General features: G+C 70.9%; 13 protein-coding genes. 7 read left to right on the top strand and 6 right to left on the bottom strand.

Annotated features, from left to right (window positions below; all coding sequences use genetic code 11):
- Positions 1-48: 48 nt before the first annotated feature.
- Positions 49-408 carry a DoxX family protein gene (locus JOE59_RS14750; RefSeq protein ID WP_204461623.1) on the top strand — a complete coding sequence of 120 codons (360 nt, stop codon included), beginning with the start codon at positions 49-51 and terminating at the stop codon, positions 406-408.
- Positions 409-421: 13 nt separating this feature from the next.
- On the opposite strand, the gene JOE59_RS14745 is transcribed toward JOE59_RS14750, so the two are convergent.
- The 4 genes from JOE59_RS14745 to JOE59_RS14730 form a co-directional block, all read right to left on the bottom strand.
- Positions 422-985 carry a TetR family transcriptional regulator gene (locus tag JOE59_RS14745; RefSeq protein ID WP_204461622.1) on the bottom strand — a complete coding sequence of 188 codons (564 nt, stop codon included), beginning with the start codon at positions 983-985 and terminating at the stop codon, positions 422-424.
- A 41-nt stretch (positions 986-1,026) separates the two neighbouring features.
- On the bottom strand, positions 1,027-2,661 hold the full coding sequence (locus JOE59_RS14740; protein ID WP_204461621.1) for a phytoene desaturase family protein: 1,635 nt from the start codon (positions 2,659-2,661) through the stop codon (positions 1,027-1,029).
- Positions 2,662-2,725: 64 nt separating this feature from the next.
- A complete protein-coding gene (locus JOE59_RS14735) occupies positions 2,726-3,508 on the bottom strand; it encodes an ABC transporter permease (protein ID WP_204461620.1) in 783 nt (260 codons plus the stop codon).
- Between the two features lie 28 nt (positions 3,509-3,536).
- Positions 3,537-4,550, bottom strand: a complete 1,014-nt coding sequence (locus JOE59_RS14730; protein WP_204461619.1) for an ATP-binding cassette domain-containing protein — start codon at positions 4,548-4,550, stop codon at positions 3,537-3,539.
- A gap of 60 nt (positions 4,551-4,610) precedes the next feature.
- On the opposite strand from JOE59_RS14730, the gene JOE59_RS14725 reads away from it, so the two are divergent.
- Entirely contained in the window at positions 4,611-5,603 is a 993-nt protein-coding gene (locus JOE59_RS14725) for a helix-turn-helix transcriptional regulator (RefSeq protein ID WP_204461618.1), read from the top strand.
- 12 nt (positions 5,604-5,615) lie between these two features.
- On the opposite strand, the gene JOE59_RS14720 is transcribed toward JOE59_RS14725, so the two are convergent.
- Positions 5,616-6,482 carry an AraC family transcriptional regulator gene (locus JOE59_RS14720; protein WP_204461617.1) on the bottom strand — a complete coding sequence of 289 codons (867 nt, stop codon included), beginning with the start codon at positions 6,480-6,482 and terminating at the stop codon, positions 5,616-5,618.
- A 91-nt stretch (positions 6,483-6,573) separates the two neighbouring features.
- On the opposite strand from JOE59_RS14720, the gene JOE59_RS14715 reads away from it, so the two are divergent.
- The 5 genes from JOE59_RS14715 (at position 6,574) to JOE59_RS14695 (ending at position 14,484) form a co-directional block, all read left to right on the top strand.
- Positions 6,574-9,975: a DUF5107 domain-containing protein gene (locus tag JOE59_RS14715; RefSeq protein WP_204461615.1), complete on the top strand. Its 3,402-nt coding sequence runs from the start codon at positions 6,574-6,576 to the stop codon at positions 9,973-9,975.
- A gap of 8 nt (positions 9,976-9,983) precedes the next feature.
- A complete protein-coding gene (locus JOE59_RS14710) occupies positions 9,984-11,021 on the top strand; it encodes a substrate-binding domain-containing protein (RefSeq protein WP_204461613.1) in 1,038 nt (345 codons plus the stop codon).
- A 90-nt stretch (positions 11,022-11,111) separates the two neighbouring features.
- Positions 11,112-12,626 carry a sugar ABC transporter ATP-binding protein gene (locus JOE59_RS14705; protein ID WP_204461611.1) on the top strand — a complete coding sequence of 505 codons (1,515 nt, stop codon included), beginning with the start codon at positions 11,112-11,114 and terminating at the stop codon, positions 12,624-12,626.
- A complete protein-coding gene (locus JOE59_RS14700) occupies positions 12,623-13,657 on the top strand; it encodes an ABC transporter permease (protein ID WP_204461609.1) in 1,035 nt (344 codons plus the stop codon). The genes JOE59_RS14705 and JOE59_RS14700 overlap by 4 nt, the downstream gene beginning before the upstream one ends.
- A gap of 2 nt (positions 13,658-13,659) precedes the next feature.
- Positions 13,660-14,484: an aldose epimerase family protein gene (locus tag JOE59_RS14695; protein ID WP_204461606.1), complete on the top strand. Its 825-nt coding sequence runs from the start codon at positions 13,660-13,662 to the stop codon at positions 14,482-14,484.
- A gap of 20 nt (positions 14,485-14,504) precedes the next feature.
- Here the strand turns inward: JOE59_RS14695 and JOE59_RS14690 are convergent, their stop codons facing one another.
- Complete coding sequence (locus JOE59_RS14690; protein ID WP_204461604.1) at positions 14,505-15,239, bottom strand: META domain-containing protein; 735 nt, start codon at positions 15,237-15,239, stop codon at positions 14,505-14,507.
- Position 15,240 lies beyond the last annotated feature (1 nt).

Raw genomic sequence — 15,240 nt, 5'->3', positions numbered from 1 at the left:
CGGCGAGTGGGGCTGCGGCGCGCCATACCATACGGTATGGTATGGCGCATGGAATCCCTCCCCGACCCCGTCTGGCCGGTGGTGGTCCTGGCGCTCATCCAACTCGCCGACGGCGTGATGAGCGCGATCCCGCTGCCGTTCATCGCCAAGTGCTTCGACGACGTGCGCTTCCCGCGCCGATGGTGGTGGGTGCTCGCGCCCATCAAGTTCGCAGCGGCAGGCGGGCTCATCCTCGGCATCTGGGTGCCGTGGCTCGGGCTCGTCACCTGCGTCGCACTCGTCGCCTACTTCCTGGTCGCGATCGGCATGCACATCGCCGCCCGCGACTTCGGGCGCAACCTCTTCGTGAATGCCACGGGCATGCTCGTCATCTGCGTCGCCGTGGGGCTGTTCTGCTTCGTACTCTGAGTGCGGTGGTGGCTCAAGCGCCGGAGGCCCCGGGAACCGCCTCGAGCAGCAGCACGTAGACCTCTCGCAACTCCGCCGCGGAGATCGGCGGCACGGTGACCGCCGCTCCGAGCGAGACGAGGTAGGGCACGAGGGCAGCCGTGCGCGCCGCGGCATCCGATCCGCTCGCCGGCCGCCAGGCCTCCTGCAGCGCGTCGATCACGCGGGCGTCGATGCGCGCCTGGGTCGCGCGTGCCTCGGGGTCGGAGTTCGCCCACGCACGCACCGCTCGATCGAGCTCGGCGCGACGGATCGACGACCGCTCGTCGGTCGCGAGCGCCACGAGCCACTCGAGCGTCGCCCGAGTGCCCTGCTCCCGGCGGGCGCCGACCGCGGCGTCCAGCGCATGCAACGTCGACTGCTCGTAGTGCTCGAGCAGTGCGGTGCGGTAGCCCGCGGCGCCGGCGAAGTGGTGGTGGAACGAGCCCTTGGTGACGCCGAGGCGGCTCGCGAGCCGATCGATGCGCAGGCCCTCGGCGCCCTCGTGCGCGAGCACGTCGAGCCCTTCGTTCAGCCAGTCGGAGCGCGAGGTCGCCATGCCGTCACCATACCGGAGGGTATGGCCATGGCCGGCGGCGGTCAGGCGACGGATGCCTCGAGCACGGCCATCGCCGCATTGTGGCCGCCGATGCCGCTCACCGCTCCGCCGCGCACCGCGCCCGAACCGCACAGCAGGATGCCCGGGTGCGCGGTCGCGACGCCCCAGCGCTCGGCGGGCGTCGAGAGCGCGGCGCCCGGCTCGGCCCACGGCCACGACAGCGGGCCGTGGAAGATGTTGCCGCCGGGCATCGCGAGCGCCTCCTCGAGATCGAGGGTCGTCTTCGTCTCGATGCAGGGGCGGCCCGAGGCATCCGTTGCGATGACGCCCTCGATCGGCTCGGCGAGCACCGAGTTCAGCGAGGCGAGCACGGCGGCCTGCAGTTGCCCCCGCAGCTCGTCGTTGCCGAAGCGCTCGAGCAGGCGGTGCGGCGCGTGCAGGCCGAAGACGGTCAGGGTGTGCGCGCCGGATGCCGCGAGCTCGGGGGAGAGGATCGACGGGTCGCTCAGGGTGTGGCAGTAGATCTCGCACGGCAGCTGCGACGGGATGCGGCCGCGGGCGGCCTCGCCGTAGGCGGTCGCGAGCTGCGACCCGAGTTCGTTGATGTGGAACGTGCCGGCGAACGCGGCCTCGGGAGCGACCGACGTGTCGCGGAGCTTCGGCAGCCGGGTGAGCAGCAGGTTCACCTTCACCTGCGCGCCCTCGGGAGCATGCAGGTGGCGCAGTCGCTCGCGCACGACCGAGGGCACGCCGCCCGGTGCTGCCGGTGATGCAGCGGTGCCCGCCTCGAGCAGTCGGTCGAGCACGGCGGGGGCGACGTTCGCGAGGATCACGTCGGCGTGCGACATCCGCTCGCTCGGCTCGTCGCCCCGCCGCCAGCGCACCTCGCCCGACGGATCGACCGCGACGACCTCGGCGCCCGTCACGAGCTCGGCGCCGGCCTCGCGGGCGGCCCGTGCGAGCTCGCCGGTGACGGCGCCCATGCCGCCGACCGGCACGTCCCAGTCGCCGGTGCCGCCGCCGATGACGTGGTACAGGAAGCAGCGGTTCGCATCGAGCGCGGGGTCGTCGAGCTCGGTGAAGGTGCCGATGAGCCCATCGGTCGCGACGACCCCGCGCACGAGGTCGCTCGTGAAGCGGGCGTCGATCACCTCGCCGAGCGGCCGTTCGACGAACTCCCGCCACAGCCGCTCGTCGCCGATCAGCTCGCGCGCCTCGTCACGGGTCGGCAGCGGCTCGGTGAGCGTCGGGAAGAGGCGCGCGGCCACTCGAGCCGTGTCGGCGTAGAACGCCTGCCAGGCTGCGGCGTCGGGTTCGGCGTCGACCCGGGCGAAGGCGGTCGCCATGCTTGCTGAGCCTGTCGAAGGGGCCTCGTTGTCGATGAGCAGGCCGCGCCCGGGGTCGGCGGGGTCGGGCGTGTACGACGAGAAGCGGCGCCGCACGAGCCGCACGTCGAGGCCGAGGTCGTCGATGATGCGCTGCGGCAGCAGGCTCACGAGGTAGGAGTAGCGGGAGAGGCGCGCGTCGACGCCCTCGAACGCGTCGGCCGAGACCGCGGCGCCGCCGAGGTGGTCGCTGCGCTCGAGCACGAGCACCCGCTTGCCGGCGCGGGCGAGGTAGGCGGCTGCGGTGAGGCCGTTGTGGCCACCGCCGATGATCACGACGTCGTGGGGCATCCCACGAGCGTAGACGAGCGAGGGCGAGCGGATGGGGCATCCGCTCGCCCTCGTCAGGCAGACCTCAGGCCGCGCGCTTCATCGATCGCACGCCGACCACGATGCCGATCGCGCAGGTCACGGCGGCGGCGATGATGCCGCCGACGACCGCCGGTGCGCCGAAGTCGCCCGAGAGGAGCGCCCGCTCGGCGCCGACCAGGTAGCTCAAGGGGTTGATCGCCGCGGCGACCTGCATCCATGCGGGGCCGTCCTCGAGCGGCAGCAGCATGCCCGAGAGGATCATGAGCGGGAACAGCAGCGTCTGGTGCACCATCCAGAACATCCAGTCGCGGTTGCGGCAGGCGAGCGCGAGCGAGTAGCTCAGGGCGCCGAAGCCGATGCCGAAGACGGCGAGCACCGCGAGGCCCGCGATGAGCCCGGGCACGTCGAGCGAGAAGCCGAACGGCACGGCGACGAGCACGACGATCGTGCCTTGGATGACGAGCGGCACGACCTCCTTGAGCGCGCGGCCGACGAGCAGGGCGCTGCGCGAGAGCGGCGCCACGAGCGTGCGCTCGTGCGAGCCCGTCTGCATCTCGAAGAGCAGGTTCGCACCCGTCGATGCCGTGCCGAACAGCGCGACCATCACGAGGATGCCGGGGACGAACCACTGCAGGGTGCCTGCCGCGTCGCCGCCGGAGGCGCCGATGAGCAGCGGGCCGAAGAGGCCGAGGAACACGAGCGGCTGCACGAGCGAGAACATCACGCTGAACGGGTCGCGCACGAGCGGCCGGGATTCGCGGACGAAGACCGAGGCGGTGTCGCGGAGGAAGCCCGTGGGACGGGCGGTGGTGTCGATGGTGGTCATGAGGGTGCTCCTTCAGGTCGTGGCGTGGTCAGGCGGCGGCGTGGGCGGGGGCGGTGGTGTCGGCGCCGTCGCCGGAAGCGTCGGATGCCTCGGCGTGCGCGGCCTCCTCGCGGAGTGTGCGGCCCGTGAGAGCGAGGAACACGTCGTCGAGGGTCGGCTGCCGATGCGTCGCCGCGACCACCTCGAGTCCGGCGTCGCCGAGCGAGCGGATGTACCGGGGCAGCGCCCGATCGCCGCCGGGGGCGGTCACCGTGACGACCTGCCCCGACGCCTCGCCGCCGATGCGGTCGGCGGCCGCCGCGGCATCCGCCGCCGTCTCGAAGGTGAGGCTCACGCGGTCGCCCGCGAGCGACTCCTTCAGTGCCCACGCCGTGTCGTCGGCGATGACCTGGCCGTGGTCCATCACCATGACGCGCTCGGCGAGCTGGTCGGCCTCGTCGAGGTAGTGCGTCGTGAGGAAGATCGTCGTGCCCGTCTCGCGGCGGAGCTCGACGATGTGCTCCCACAGGTTCGCACGGCTGTGCGGGTCGAGGCCCGTCGACGGCTCGTCGAGGAAGAGCAGCTCGGGCCGGTGGATGAGGCCGAGCGCGATGTCGAGCCGGCGCTTCTGGCCGCCCGAGAGCGACTGCACCTGGCGGCCGGCGACCTGACCGAGCTCGAGCGAGTCGATCAGCTCGGCCGCGCGGGCCCGGGTCTCGCGGCGACCCATGCCGTAGAAGGCGCCCTGGGCGTGCAGTTCGTCGCGCACGCGCTGGGTGTGCCCACCCGAGTTGCCCTGCCCGACGTAGCCGATGCGGCGGCGCACGCCGGCCGGGTCGCGACGGATGTCGGAGCCGGCGACGATCGCCTCGCCGCTCGTCGGCGGCAGCAGCGTGGTGAGCATGCGAAGCGTCGTCGACTTGCCGGCGCCGTTCGGGCCGAGGAAGGCGACGAGCTCGCCGGCGTCGACCTCGAGGTCGACGGAACGGACGGCCTCGACGACCTTCCCCTTGGCGGGGAACGTCTTCGTGAGGCCCTGAGCGGAGATCATCTGGTTCGTCATATCTGCAGTCTTCCGAGGCATCCGGTCAGTTTCCGTCCGCATGGGTGGGAAACTTGGAGCATGGCCGCAACGACCTCGCGAACCCTCGAACTGCTCTCCCTGCTCCAGAGCCACCGGCACTGGTCGGCGCGCGAACTCGTCGACCGGCTCGGCGTCTCCGACCGCACGCTGCGGCGCGACGTCGACCGCCTTCGCGAGCTCGGCTACGGCATCGAGTCGGCGCGCGGCTCGACCGGCGGCTACCGCCTCGAGGCCGGCACCGGCCTGCCGCCGCTGCTGCTCAGCGACGACGAGGGGGTCGCGATCGCCGTCGGCCTCCGCTCCCAGGCGACCGCCGGGCTGCGGGGCGCCGAGCATACGACGCTCAGTGCCCTCGCGAAGATCGAGCAGGTGCTGCCGCCGGCCCTGCGCCGTCGCATCGAGGCGCTGCAGTCGCATGCGGCGGTGGGCGCGGTCGGACCGGGTTCGGCTCGTTCCGGTCGACCGGCACCCGAGGTCGACGCCGAACTGCTCGGCCTGCTCGCGCTCGGTTGCCGCGATTCCGAGCGGCTGCGCTTCACCTACACGGATGCCGCGGGGGAGGCGTCGGCCCGAGTGGTCGAGCCGTACCGGCTCGTGCCCGTCGCCCGGCGCTGGTACCTGCTCGCGTGGGATCGCCAGCGCGAGGACTGGCGCACGTTCCGGCTCGACCGCATGAGCGATGTCTTCCCGACGCGGGTGCGGTTCGAGCCCCGGCCGATGAGCGATGACGACGCCCGGGCGCGGGTCGAGGCCGCGGTGCGCTGGCGCGACCGGAGCGTGAAGGCCCGGGTCGTCGCCGAGATGCCGCAGACGGAGCTCGTCGAGCACCTCGGCTGGTACGGCCGCGAGGTCGTCGCGATCGACGCCGGGCACTGCGCGTGGCCGATCGAGGCCGACTCGGTCGAGAACCTCTCGATGGCGCTCATGTGGATGCCGCGCGGCGTGCGGTACCGCGTCGAGGGGCCGCCCGAGGTGCTCGACTTCCTCGCGATGCAGGCCGAGCGCTTCGCGGAGGCATCCGCTCGAGGGTGACAGCCGGCGCCGTCAGCCCTTGTGCTCCTCCCGATACCTGCTCGGCGTCATGCCGTGCGTCGCCCGGAACTGACGCGCGAAATAGAACGAGTCCGCATATCCGACGCGCTCCGAGATCTGCGCGATCGACAACGACGTGTGGTCGAGGAGTTCGCGCGCCCGAGCCATGCGCAGCTGGGTCTGGTATCGCAGCACGGGCATGCCGAGACGCTGCCGGAACAGGGCGGCGAAGTGCGACGGGCTGAGGTTGGCCGCCGCCGCGAGCTGGCTCACCTCCACGCGCTCGCCGACATGCGCTCGCAGGTATTCCGCGGCCTCGTCGATCGAGTCGCTCCGCTCGTCGCCCGACGACGGCTGGGCGACGAGCAGCGAGAGCAGGTGCCAGGCCGCACCGGAAGCGGCCGTGATGCTCGCCGTGGTCGTGTCGCGCTCCATCCAGGTGAGCACCTCGCTCACGAGCGCGGCCACCCGATAGCGCTCCGAGATCGTGCGCACCGGTTGTTCGACGGTCACGTTCGCCGCGTCGAGGAACTCGGCGAGGTCGCGGCCGGTCAGATGCAGCCACCAGATGGTCCAGGGCTCGCGCTTGTCGGCGCCATAGGCGTGCGGATGCCTCGGGGGAAGGATCACGACCTCGCCGGCGGTCACGTTGAACCGGCCCCCGCTCGTCTCGCACCAGCCGCGCCCGGCGACGCACAGCATCACGACCGCCTCGTCGATCGGCGCCGATCGCCGCCGACCATGATTGCGGGCATCGGGGAAGTACCCCGCATCGGTCACGACGAGATGCGAGACGCCGGGCAGGCGCAACGCCTCGCGAACGCGTGGGCGAGGCAGCACCTGCATGCGCTGTCCGGGGAATCCCTCCTCGATCGTCATGCCGCGAGTCTGGCGCAGGATCATTGTTTCGTCCAGATCCTTCGCAGAAATGTGCTGAAGGCCTGCCGTTCACGGTGCGTATCGTCATCGTATGCTCAACGACGAGGCGCCCCTGATGCGCGACCGGCTGCACGAACGCGAGTCGAGGATCGTGCTCCCCGACGTGCCGGAACACCTCGCCGAGGCATCCGTCGCCGCATGGGCCGAGCCGATGGTCATCGACACCTACCTGCCCGAAGCGCCCGCCGACTACCCCGCATTCCTCGACCGCCGCGTCTACCAGGGTTCGTCGGGGCGGGTCTACCCGCTGCCGTTCCACGAGAAGATCTCGCAGCAGAAGGTGCCGCACGAGTGGCAGGCGATCCACCTCGAGAACGAATGGGTGCGACTGGTCATCCTGCCCGAGCTCGGCGGGCGCATCCACATCGGCTACGACAAGACGGCCGGCTACGACTTCTTCTACCGCAACAACGTCATCAAGCCGGCCCTCGTCGGCCTTGCCGGGCCCTGGATCTCGGGCGGCGTGGAGTTCAACTGGCCGCAGCACCACCGACCGGCGACATTCCTGCCGACCGACTGGGAGATCGAGCACGAGGCCGACGGCGCCGTCACGGTCTGGTGCAGCGACCACGACCCGTTCGCACGGATGAAGGGCATGCACGGCATCCGGCTGCGCCCCGACTCCGCCCTCATCGAGGCCCGGGTGCGACTGACGAACCGCACCGACGACACCCAGACGTTCCTCTGGTGGGCGAACGTCGCCGGGGCCGCGCACGATGAGTACCAGTCCTTCTTCCCGACCGACGTGCACTTCGTCGCCGATCACGCCAAGCGCGCTGTCGCGAGCTACCCCGAGGTCGACGGCCGATACTACGGAGTCGACTACCCCGCCCAGGTGACCGCCGATCGCCCCGACGGCGACCGACTCGACTGGTACCGCAACATCCCCGTGCCGACCTCCTACATGATCCTCGGCACCGACGACGACTTCTTCGGCGGCTACGACCACGCGAAGGAGGCCGGCTTCGTCTATGTCGCCGACCATCGGTTCGCTCCCGGCAAGAAGCAGTGGACGTGGGGCGACGCCCCGTTCGGCTGGGCCTGGGACGACAACCTCACCGACGGCGATGGCCCCTACGTCGAACTCATGGCGGGCGCGTACACCGACAACCAGCCCGACTTCTCATGGCTCACTCCCGGCGAGACGAAGACGTTCAGTCAGTACTGGTATCCGATCCAAGCCATCGGTCCCGCGCACCAGGCGAACGTCGAGGCCGCCGTGCGTCTCGATGTCGTCGAGGTGGACGGCGGCACCAGGGTGCGGATCGGCGTGGGCACCACCCGCAGGCACGAGCGGCTCGTCATCGAACTCCGCGATCGCGCCGGCGCCGTCGTGCACGCCACGAGCGCGGCGGTCGATCCCGGCTCCGCGTTCGTCGCCGCCGTCGACCTCGACGGGGTCCGTGCCGCCGATGCACTCGTGCTCGTCGTCGTCGACGCCGAGGGCCGCGAGCTGATCCGGTTCGGCCACCGACCGGCGGATGCCTCGGTCGAGACGCCTCGCCCGGCCGTCGAGCCGCCCGCTCCGGCCGACGTCGGGTCGGTCGAGGAGCTCTTCCTCATCGGCCAGTACCTCGAGCAGTACCGCCACGCGACGCGCCGCCCCGAGCCCTACTGGGAGGAGGCGCTGCGACGCGACCCCGGACACACCCGGTCGCACGTCGCCCTTGCCGCAGAGCACGAACGGACCGGAGACGACGAGCGCGCCGAACGTCACCTGCATCACGCGATCGACCGGCTGACGCAGTGGGTGTCGAACCCCGCCGACGGCGAGGCGTACTACCGGCTCGGCGTGAATCTCGCCCGCCGCGGGCGGAACGCCGAAGCGGCGCTCGCCCTCACCAAGGCCATGTGGAACTTCGCCTGGCGGCCCGCTGCAGGCTACGCGCTCGGTCGCCTGCAGGTGCGCCTCGGCGACGTCGCCACCGCCGAATCGACCCTCCGCGAGGTGCTCGCCGTCGACGCCCGTCACGGCCAGGCACGAACCCTGCTCGCGCTCGTGCTGCGCAGAACCGGCCGCGAGACCGAGGCGGCCGAGCTCCTCGGGCGTCTGCTCGCCGACGACCCGCTCGACCAGTGGGCGCGCGACCTCGCCGGCGGAGCCCTCACCCGAGACGCCGCCACGCTGCTCGATGTGGCGCTGGAGTACGCGGGCGTCGGTGCCGACCGCGAGGCGCTCCGCGTCCTCGACCTGGCGCGAGATGCCGCGCCGTCGGCGCCGAGCGGGCAGGTGCAGGTGGGCGCGCTCGTCGACTACCACCGCGCTGCGGTGCTCGATCGCCTGGGCGAGCCCGAAGAGGCTGCTGCAGCGCGTCAGGCAGCCGCCGGCAACCCCGAACGGAACGGGTACGCCGCGCGTCTCGACGACGTCGCTGCGCTCCGGCTCGCCCTCGACGCCGATCCGGCGGATCACCGGGCCTCGCTCATGCTCGGCAACTGGTACTACGACCGTCGCCGCCACCTCGACGCCATCGACGCCTGGTCGCGTTGCACCGTGCCGGGTGCGTCGGTGCGGGTGCAGGTCGTCGCCCACCGCAACCTCGGCATCGCCGTGTTCAACGTGCTGGGCGACCCCGATCTGGCCGTGTCGCACTTCGAGGCGGCCCGGGCGCTCGCTCCCGACGACGCGAAGCTGTTCTTCGAACTCGATCAACTGCTGGCCAGGGTCGGCCGCAGTCCGATCGAGCGCCTCGCGCTGCACGAGGCCAACGCGCATCTCATCGCCGAGCGCGACGACCTCAGCATCGTGCACGCCCGCCTGCTCACGGGGCTCGGCCGACCGGCCGTCGCCCGCGAACACCTGCTCGCACGACGGTTCCAGCCGTGGGAGGGTGGCGAGGGCCAGGTGCTGGGGGCATGGGACGAGACGAACGTCACGCTCGCCACGGCGGCGCTCGACGACCTCGACGGCCCGGCAGCAGCCGACTTCATCCGGAGTGCACTCGAACCCCCCGCGTCGCTCGGTGAGGCGCGGCATCCGCTCGCCAACTGCGCCGAGCTCTACTGGCTGCTCGGCTGCGCGGTCGAACTGAGCGGCGATCGACTCGCCGCCGAGGCGGCGTGGCAGCGCGCCGCCGCCTCGGCAGGTGACTTCCTCAACATGAGCACCCAGGCGTTCAGTGCGCAGTCGGAGTTCTCGATCCGGGCGCTCCGTGCACTCGGGCGAGACGAGGAGGCCGACGCGCAGATCACGGCCTTCGCCGCATTCGTCGACGAGCTCGCAGCCACTCCCGCGACCATCGACTACTTCGCGACGTCGCTGCCGACGATGCTGCTCTTCCACGACGACGTGCAACAGGCACGGGATCGCGAGGTCGACGACCTCCGCAGACGTCTCATCGGACTCACCGAGGGCCCGACCGAGATCGGCCGGGACACCACCGGCCACCATTCGCGTGCGACGATGCGCTCGAGTGACACCAAGAGAAGGTAGAGACACGGATGATCGGCAAGAAGATGCGAGGGCCGCGCAAGCTCGCCCTCGTCGCAGGCATCGCCGCGGTGGGGCTGCTCGCGCTCAGTGCATGCTCGTCGGGCCAGGAGGTCGCGTCGGGTGAGCAGTCGGGCCCGAAGGACGGACCGCTGACGATCGCCTTCCTGCAGAAGCAGGGCGACCAGCAGTACTTCATCGACGAGGCCGACGGCGCGAAGGCGGCCGCCGAGGAACTCGGCGACGTGACCATCAAGGTCGTCGACCTCGGCACGGACTCGAACAAGGCGATCACCGAGCTCGACTCCGTGATCGCGCAGGGCGTCGACGGCATCGTCATCGTCGTGCCCGACCAGCAGATCGGCCCGCAGGTCATCGACGCCGCGAACGCCGCCGGCATCCCGATCATGGCGGCCGACGACGTGATCAAGGACGCCTCGGGTGCCGAGGCTCCGTTCACCGGCTTCGACGGCACCGCGATGGGCACGCTCGTGGGCGAAGAGGCAGCGCGCCTCTACACCGAGGCCGGCTGGACCGCCGCCGACACGAAGGTGCTCTCGGGTTCGAAGCAGGACCTCTCGGTCTGCGAGGACCGCGTGGATGCGGCTTCGGCAGCCTTCGCCGACAACATCACGGGCGACGCTCCCGAGGTCATCGAGATCGGCACCGACAACTCGGCCACCGACGCGCAGGACCAGGCGGGCGCCGTCATCACGGCGAACGCCGGCGTGAAGAACTGGGTCGTCTGGGGCTGCAACGATGAGAACGAGACGGGCATCGTGACCGCGCTGCAGAACTCGGGCGTGGCCCCGGCCAACATCGCCGGTGTCGGCCTCGGCGCCTACCTGACCTGCAAGGACTGGGCGGCCGGGCAGGAGTCGGGCAACAAGTCCGCGCTCTTCATCTCGGGCGTCGAGGTCGGCAAGGCCGCCATCACCTCGATGGTCGCGCTCCTCCGCGACGGCACCGAGCTGCCGCCGAAGACGATCGCGAACACCGAGATCGTCGGACCCGATACCTGGGAGGCCGCGGGCGTCGTCTGCACCTGATTCCATTCCGGGTGGGGGCGCGAGTCGCCCCCACCCGGACACACACCACTCCACCGTCGGCGAGGACGGCGATCAGGAAGGAGCGCGACCGTGAGCGGACGCGTGATGCTGCACGCACGGGGGATCGGAAAGACCTTCGGGCCGGTACGGGCCCTGCACGATGTGGACCTCGAACTCCGGGCCGGTGAGGTCACCGCCATCATGGGCGAGAACGGCGCCGGCAAGTCCACGCTGCTGAAGATCATGGGCGGCGACTACCACCCCGACAGCGGCACCCTCGAACTCGACGGCGAGGAGGTGCACTTCACCGACCCGAGCCAGTCACGAGCGGCGGGGCTGCGTGTCATCGCGCAGGAACCCGAGATCCTCTCGCACGTCTCGGTCGCCGAGAACATCTACATCGGCGCGCTCGGTCGCGAGGGAGTGCTGTTCAACCGGCGGGCGCTCTATGCCAAGGCGCAGCGCGCGCTCGACGACTACGGCTTCGGCAGGCTCATCGAGCCGCACATGCTCGGCAGCGAGCTCTCGCCCGCCCAACGCCAGCTGGTCGAGATCATGCGCGCCCTCGTCGACGAGCCGAAGATCATCTGCTTCGATGAGCCCACCTCGTCGCTCGGCGACGAGGAGACCGACATCCTGTTCCGTCTCATCGATCGGCTGCGCAGCGAGGGCGTCGCCGTCGGCTACATCTCGCACCGCATGAACGAGATCTTCCGCCTCGCGGATCGCGTCACCGTGCTCCGCGACGGCGGCCTCGTCGGCACCCGGATCGCCGCAGAAACCAACCACGACGAACTCGTGCGCATGATGGTCGGCCGCGATCTCTCCCAGTTCTTCCACCGCGACCCGGTCGAGCCCGGCGCTGCCGTGATCGAACTCGTCGGAGTCACGAACGAGCACGTCTCGGACATCGACCTCGTGGTCCGCGCCGGAGAAGTCGTCGGCATCGCCGGCCTGGTCGGCGCCGGCCGCAGCGAACTCATGAAGACCATCGTCGGCGACTTCCGCATCGACGAGGGCGCGATCAGGATGAACGGCCGCCCGGTCGTCTTCCGCAGCCCCGCCGACGCGATCGCCGCAGGCATCGGCTTCGCACCCGAGGAACGCAAGGCCGAAGCACTCGTGCTCGAGCGCTCGGTTCGCGACAACATCAGCCTCGTCGTCATGCGCAGCCTCGCGAAGTGGGGCTTCGTCAACGATCGTTCCGAACGCGCGCTCGCCGCCGAGTACGTCGAGCGGCTGCGCATCAGAACCCCGAGCACCTCGCAACTCGTCGGCAAGCTCTCGGGCGGCAACCAGCAGAAGGTCGTGCTCGCGAGGTGGCTCGCGACCAGGCCCAGGCTGCTCGTGCTCGACGAGCCGACCCGAGGCGTCGACGTCGGTGCGAAGTCGGAGATCTACGCCATCATCGACCGGCTCGCCCATGACGGCGTCGCCGTGCTCGTCGTCTCGAGCGAGCTCCCCGAGGTGATGGGCCTCGCCGACCGCATCTGCGTGATGGCCGGCGGCCGGATCACCGGCCAGCTCACGCGCAGCGAAGCAACAGAAGAGTCGATCCTCGCTCTGGCGATGGATGACTCCCACCAGACAGGAGCAACCCGATGAGCGTCGCAACGAAGCCGCGGAACAACGTCCCCGACCAACCCTCGACGGCAACTCAGCCGGGCGTCGTCAGACGCGTCCTCGCCGCGGTCGGCGTGCAGAACATCTCGCTGCTGATGGCCATCGCCCTCGTCGTGGTCGTCATCGGCACGCAGAACCCCCTGTTCTTCACCGCAGGCAACATGCGGGTCATCGGCACCGCGATCGCGATCTCGGGTCTCCTCGCGGTGGTGCAGACGATGGTCATCATCATGGGCGGCCTGGACATCTCGGTGGGATCCATCGCCGGCCTCACCTCGGTGACCTCCGCGATGATCTTCTCGGTCGCCGGCCCCGCACTGGGCGTCGTCGGCGCGGTCGCGATCGGCATCCTCTGCGGTCTCGTCAACGGCTGCATCATCGTGTTCGGCCGCGTCAATCCCGTCATCGCCACGCTCGCGACACTCGCGGCGTACAAGGGCATCGCACAGCTCGTGTCCGACGGACGTGCGCAGGGCTACACCGGTGCCGACGCGTTCTTCGTGTTCCTGGCGCGCGGCTCGCTCATCGGGCTTCCGATCCTCATCCTGGTGCTCGTCATCGTCGCGGTGCTCGCCCATGTGCTCCTCCGCTACACGAGTGTTGGCCGCAACATCTACGCCGTCGGCGGCAACGACATCGCCTCCCGGCTCGCGGGCATCAACATCAACCGGTACATCATCGGCGTCTACATCATGACGGGTGCCGTGGCGGCGGTCGCCGGCATCCTGATCACCGCGCGAACAGGCTCGGGGCAGCCGGTCTCCGGCTCGGAGGGCCTCGAACTCGAGTCGATCACCGCGGCCGCGCTCGGCGGTGCCGCCCTCAAGGGCGGCAAGGGCACGATCGCCGGAACCATCCTCGCGGTGATCCTGCTCGGCATCCTCACCAACGGCATGACGCTGCTCGGCGTGAACAGCTTCTGGCAGAACGTCGCCAAGGGCGGGCTGCTCGTGCTCGCCGTCATCATCCAGCAGCTGCGCGCGGGCGAGCGCCGCATCGGCATCCCCGCCTGACGATGATCGGCATCGCTGCGGGGCGAGGCCGTGACCGGGTCGCCGTCGAGTTCGATCCGCTCGACGGCGCCCGCATCACGAGTCTCATGGCCGCCGGCCGCGAATGGCTCGCCCCGTCGCCGCCGCGCGACCCGGCGGGCGACTTCACCGGATCCGGCACCGGCGGGTGGGACGAGGTCGTCCCGACCGTGGCCGCGTGCACCATGGCCGACGGCACGCGACTGCCCGACCACGGCGATGCCTGGCGACTCGAATGGACGGTGGTCTCGTCGGGACCGTCGACGTCGACCGCGGAGGTCGTGCTCCGGAGCGTTCCCCTGCAGTTCGCACGCACGCTCACGGTCGAGGCGGGTCGTCTGCGGGCGGAGTACGTCGCCACCGCGACCGGCGCCGACGGCGTGCCGCTCCTCTGGTCGGCGCATCCGCTGTTCGCGGCGCCACCGGGCACGCGCATCGTCACGGGCGAACCCGAACCGCAGCTCATGGGGGAGTTCCCGGAGGCGGGCCCACCCGTCGCCTGGCCCGACGGCGGCGGGATCGACGGGGTCGACGGCGCGCTGAAGGCGTTCACCGCCGGGCAGGACCGCGCCCGCATCGAGCACGCCGACGGGCAGGGGCTCACGCTGCGCTGGGACGCCGACGCCCTGCCGCACCTCGGGCTCTTCTGGGACACCGGCGTGTTCGCCGATCAACCGGTCGTCGCGATCGAACCGACGACGGCACGCCGCGATGCGGCCTCCGCCGTCGTCGACGAGCTCCCCGTGGTGCTGCCGGGACATCCGCTGCGGTGGTGGCTGGAGCTCTCGGTCGACGAACCCGCCGCCTGAACTACGCCGTGCGCGGCGGACTACGCCGTGCGCGGCAGCGTGCCGATCTCGGCGCCCGACTCGTCGTAGAAGGTCATGGTGTCACCGTCGACGGTCGCGGTGGACTTCGCGTTCAGCCACTGATCGACGCCCTCGCAGGCCATGAGGGTCGCGACGCCGGGGGTGAACTCGATCGTGTCGCCGTCGACGGTCCAGGTCGAGCCGCCGAAGGTGTTGCAGCCGTCGCTGCCGCTCGCCGAGCCATCGGCGGCGATCACGATGAACGGCTCGCCCGAGGCGGTGCCGGTCGACTCGGTGCCCCACGTGCCGATGAAGGCGGCCGACTCGGCGTCGCCGGAGATCGCCCCGGCGTCGTCGCTCGAGCGGTCGAGCGTGCCGATCTCCTCGCCCGACTCGTCGAAGACGGTGAGCGTGTCGCCGGAGATCGTGGCGGTCGCGAGCGCGGCGAGCCACGTGTCGACGCCCTCGCACAGCATGCGCGTCGAGGCGACCTCGACGAACGTGACCGTGTCGCCCTCGGCGGTCCAGCTGCCGACCAGGCGGTTGCAGCCGTCGGTGCCGCTCAGCGAGCCGCCGTTGCCGAACGCGAGCGAGGGTTCGTCGGTCGTGGCGACATCACCCCAGGTGCCGACGGGGTCGACGGCCTCGGCGGTTTCGGTTCCGGCGGTGCCGGCATTGCCGGCGCAGGCGGTCAGCACGGTCGCCGCGAGCAGGATCGTGCCGGACAATGCGAGGCGCTGCAGCGTTCGTGACATG

It is taken from the genome of Agromyces cerinus (assembly GCF_016907835.1).
GTDB classification, from domain to species: Bacteria; Actinomycetota; Actinomycetes; order Actinomycetales; family Microbacteriaceae; genus Agromyces; species Agromyces nitratus.
This window is presented reverse-complemented; position numbering and strand designations above follow the sequence as displayed.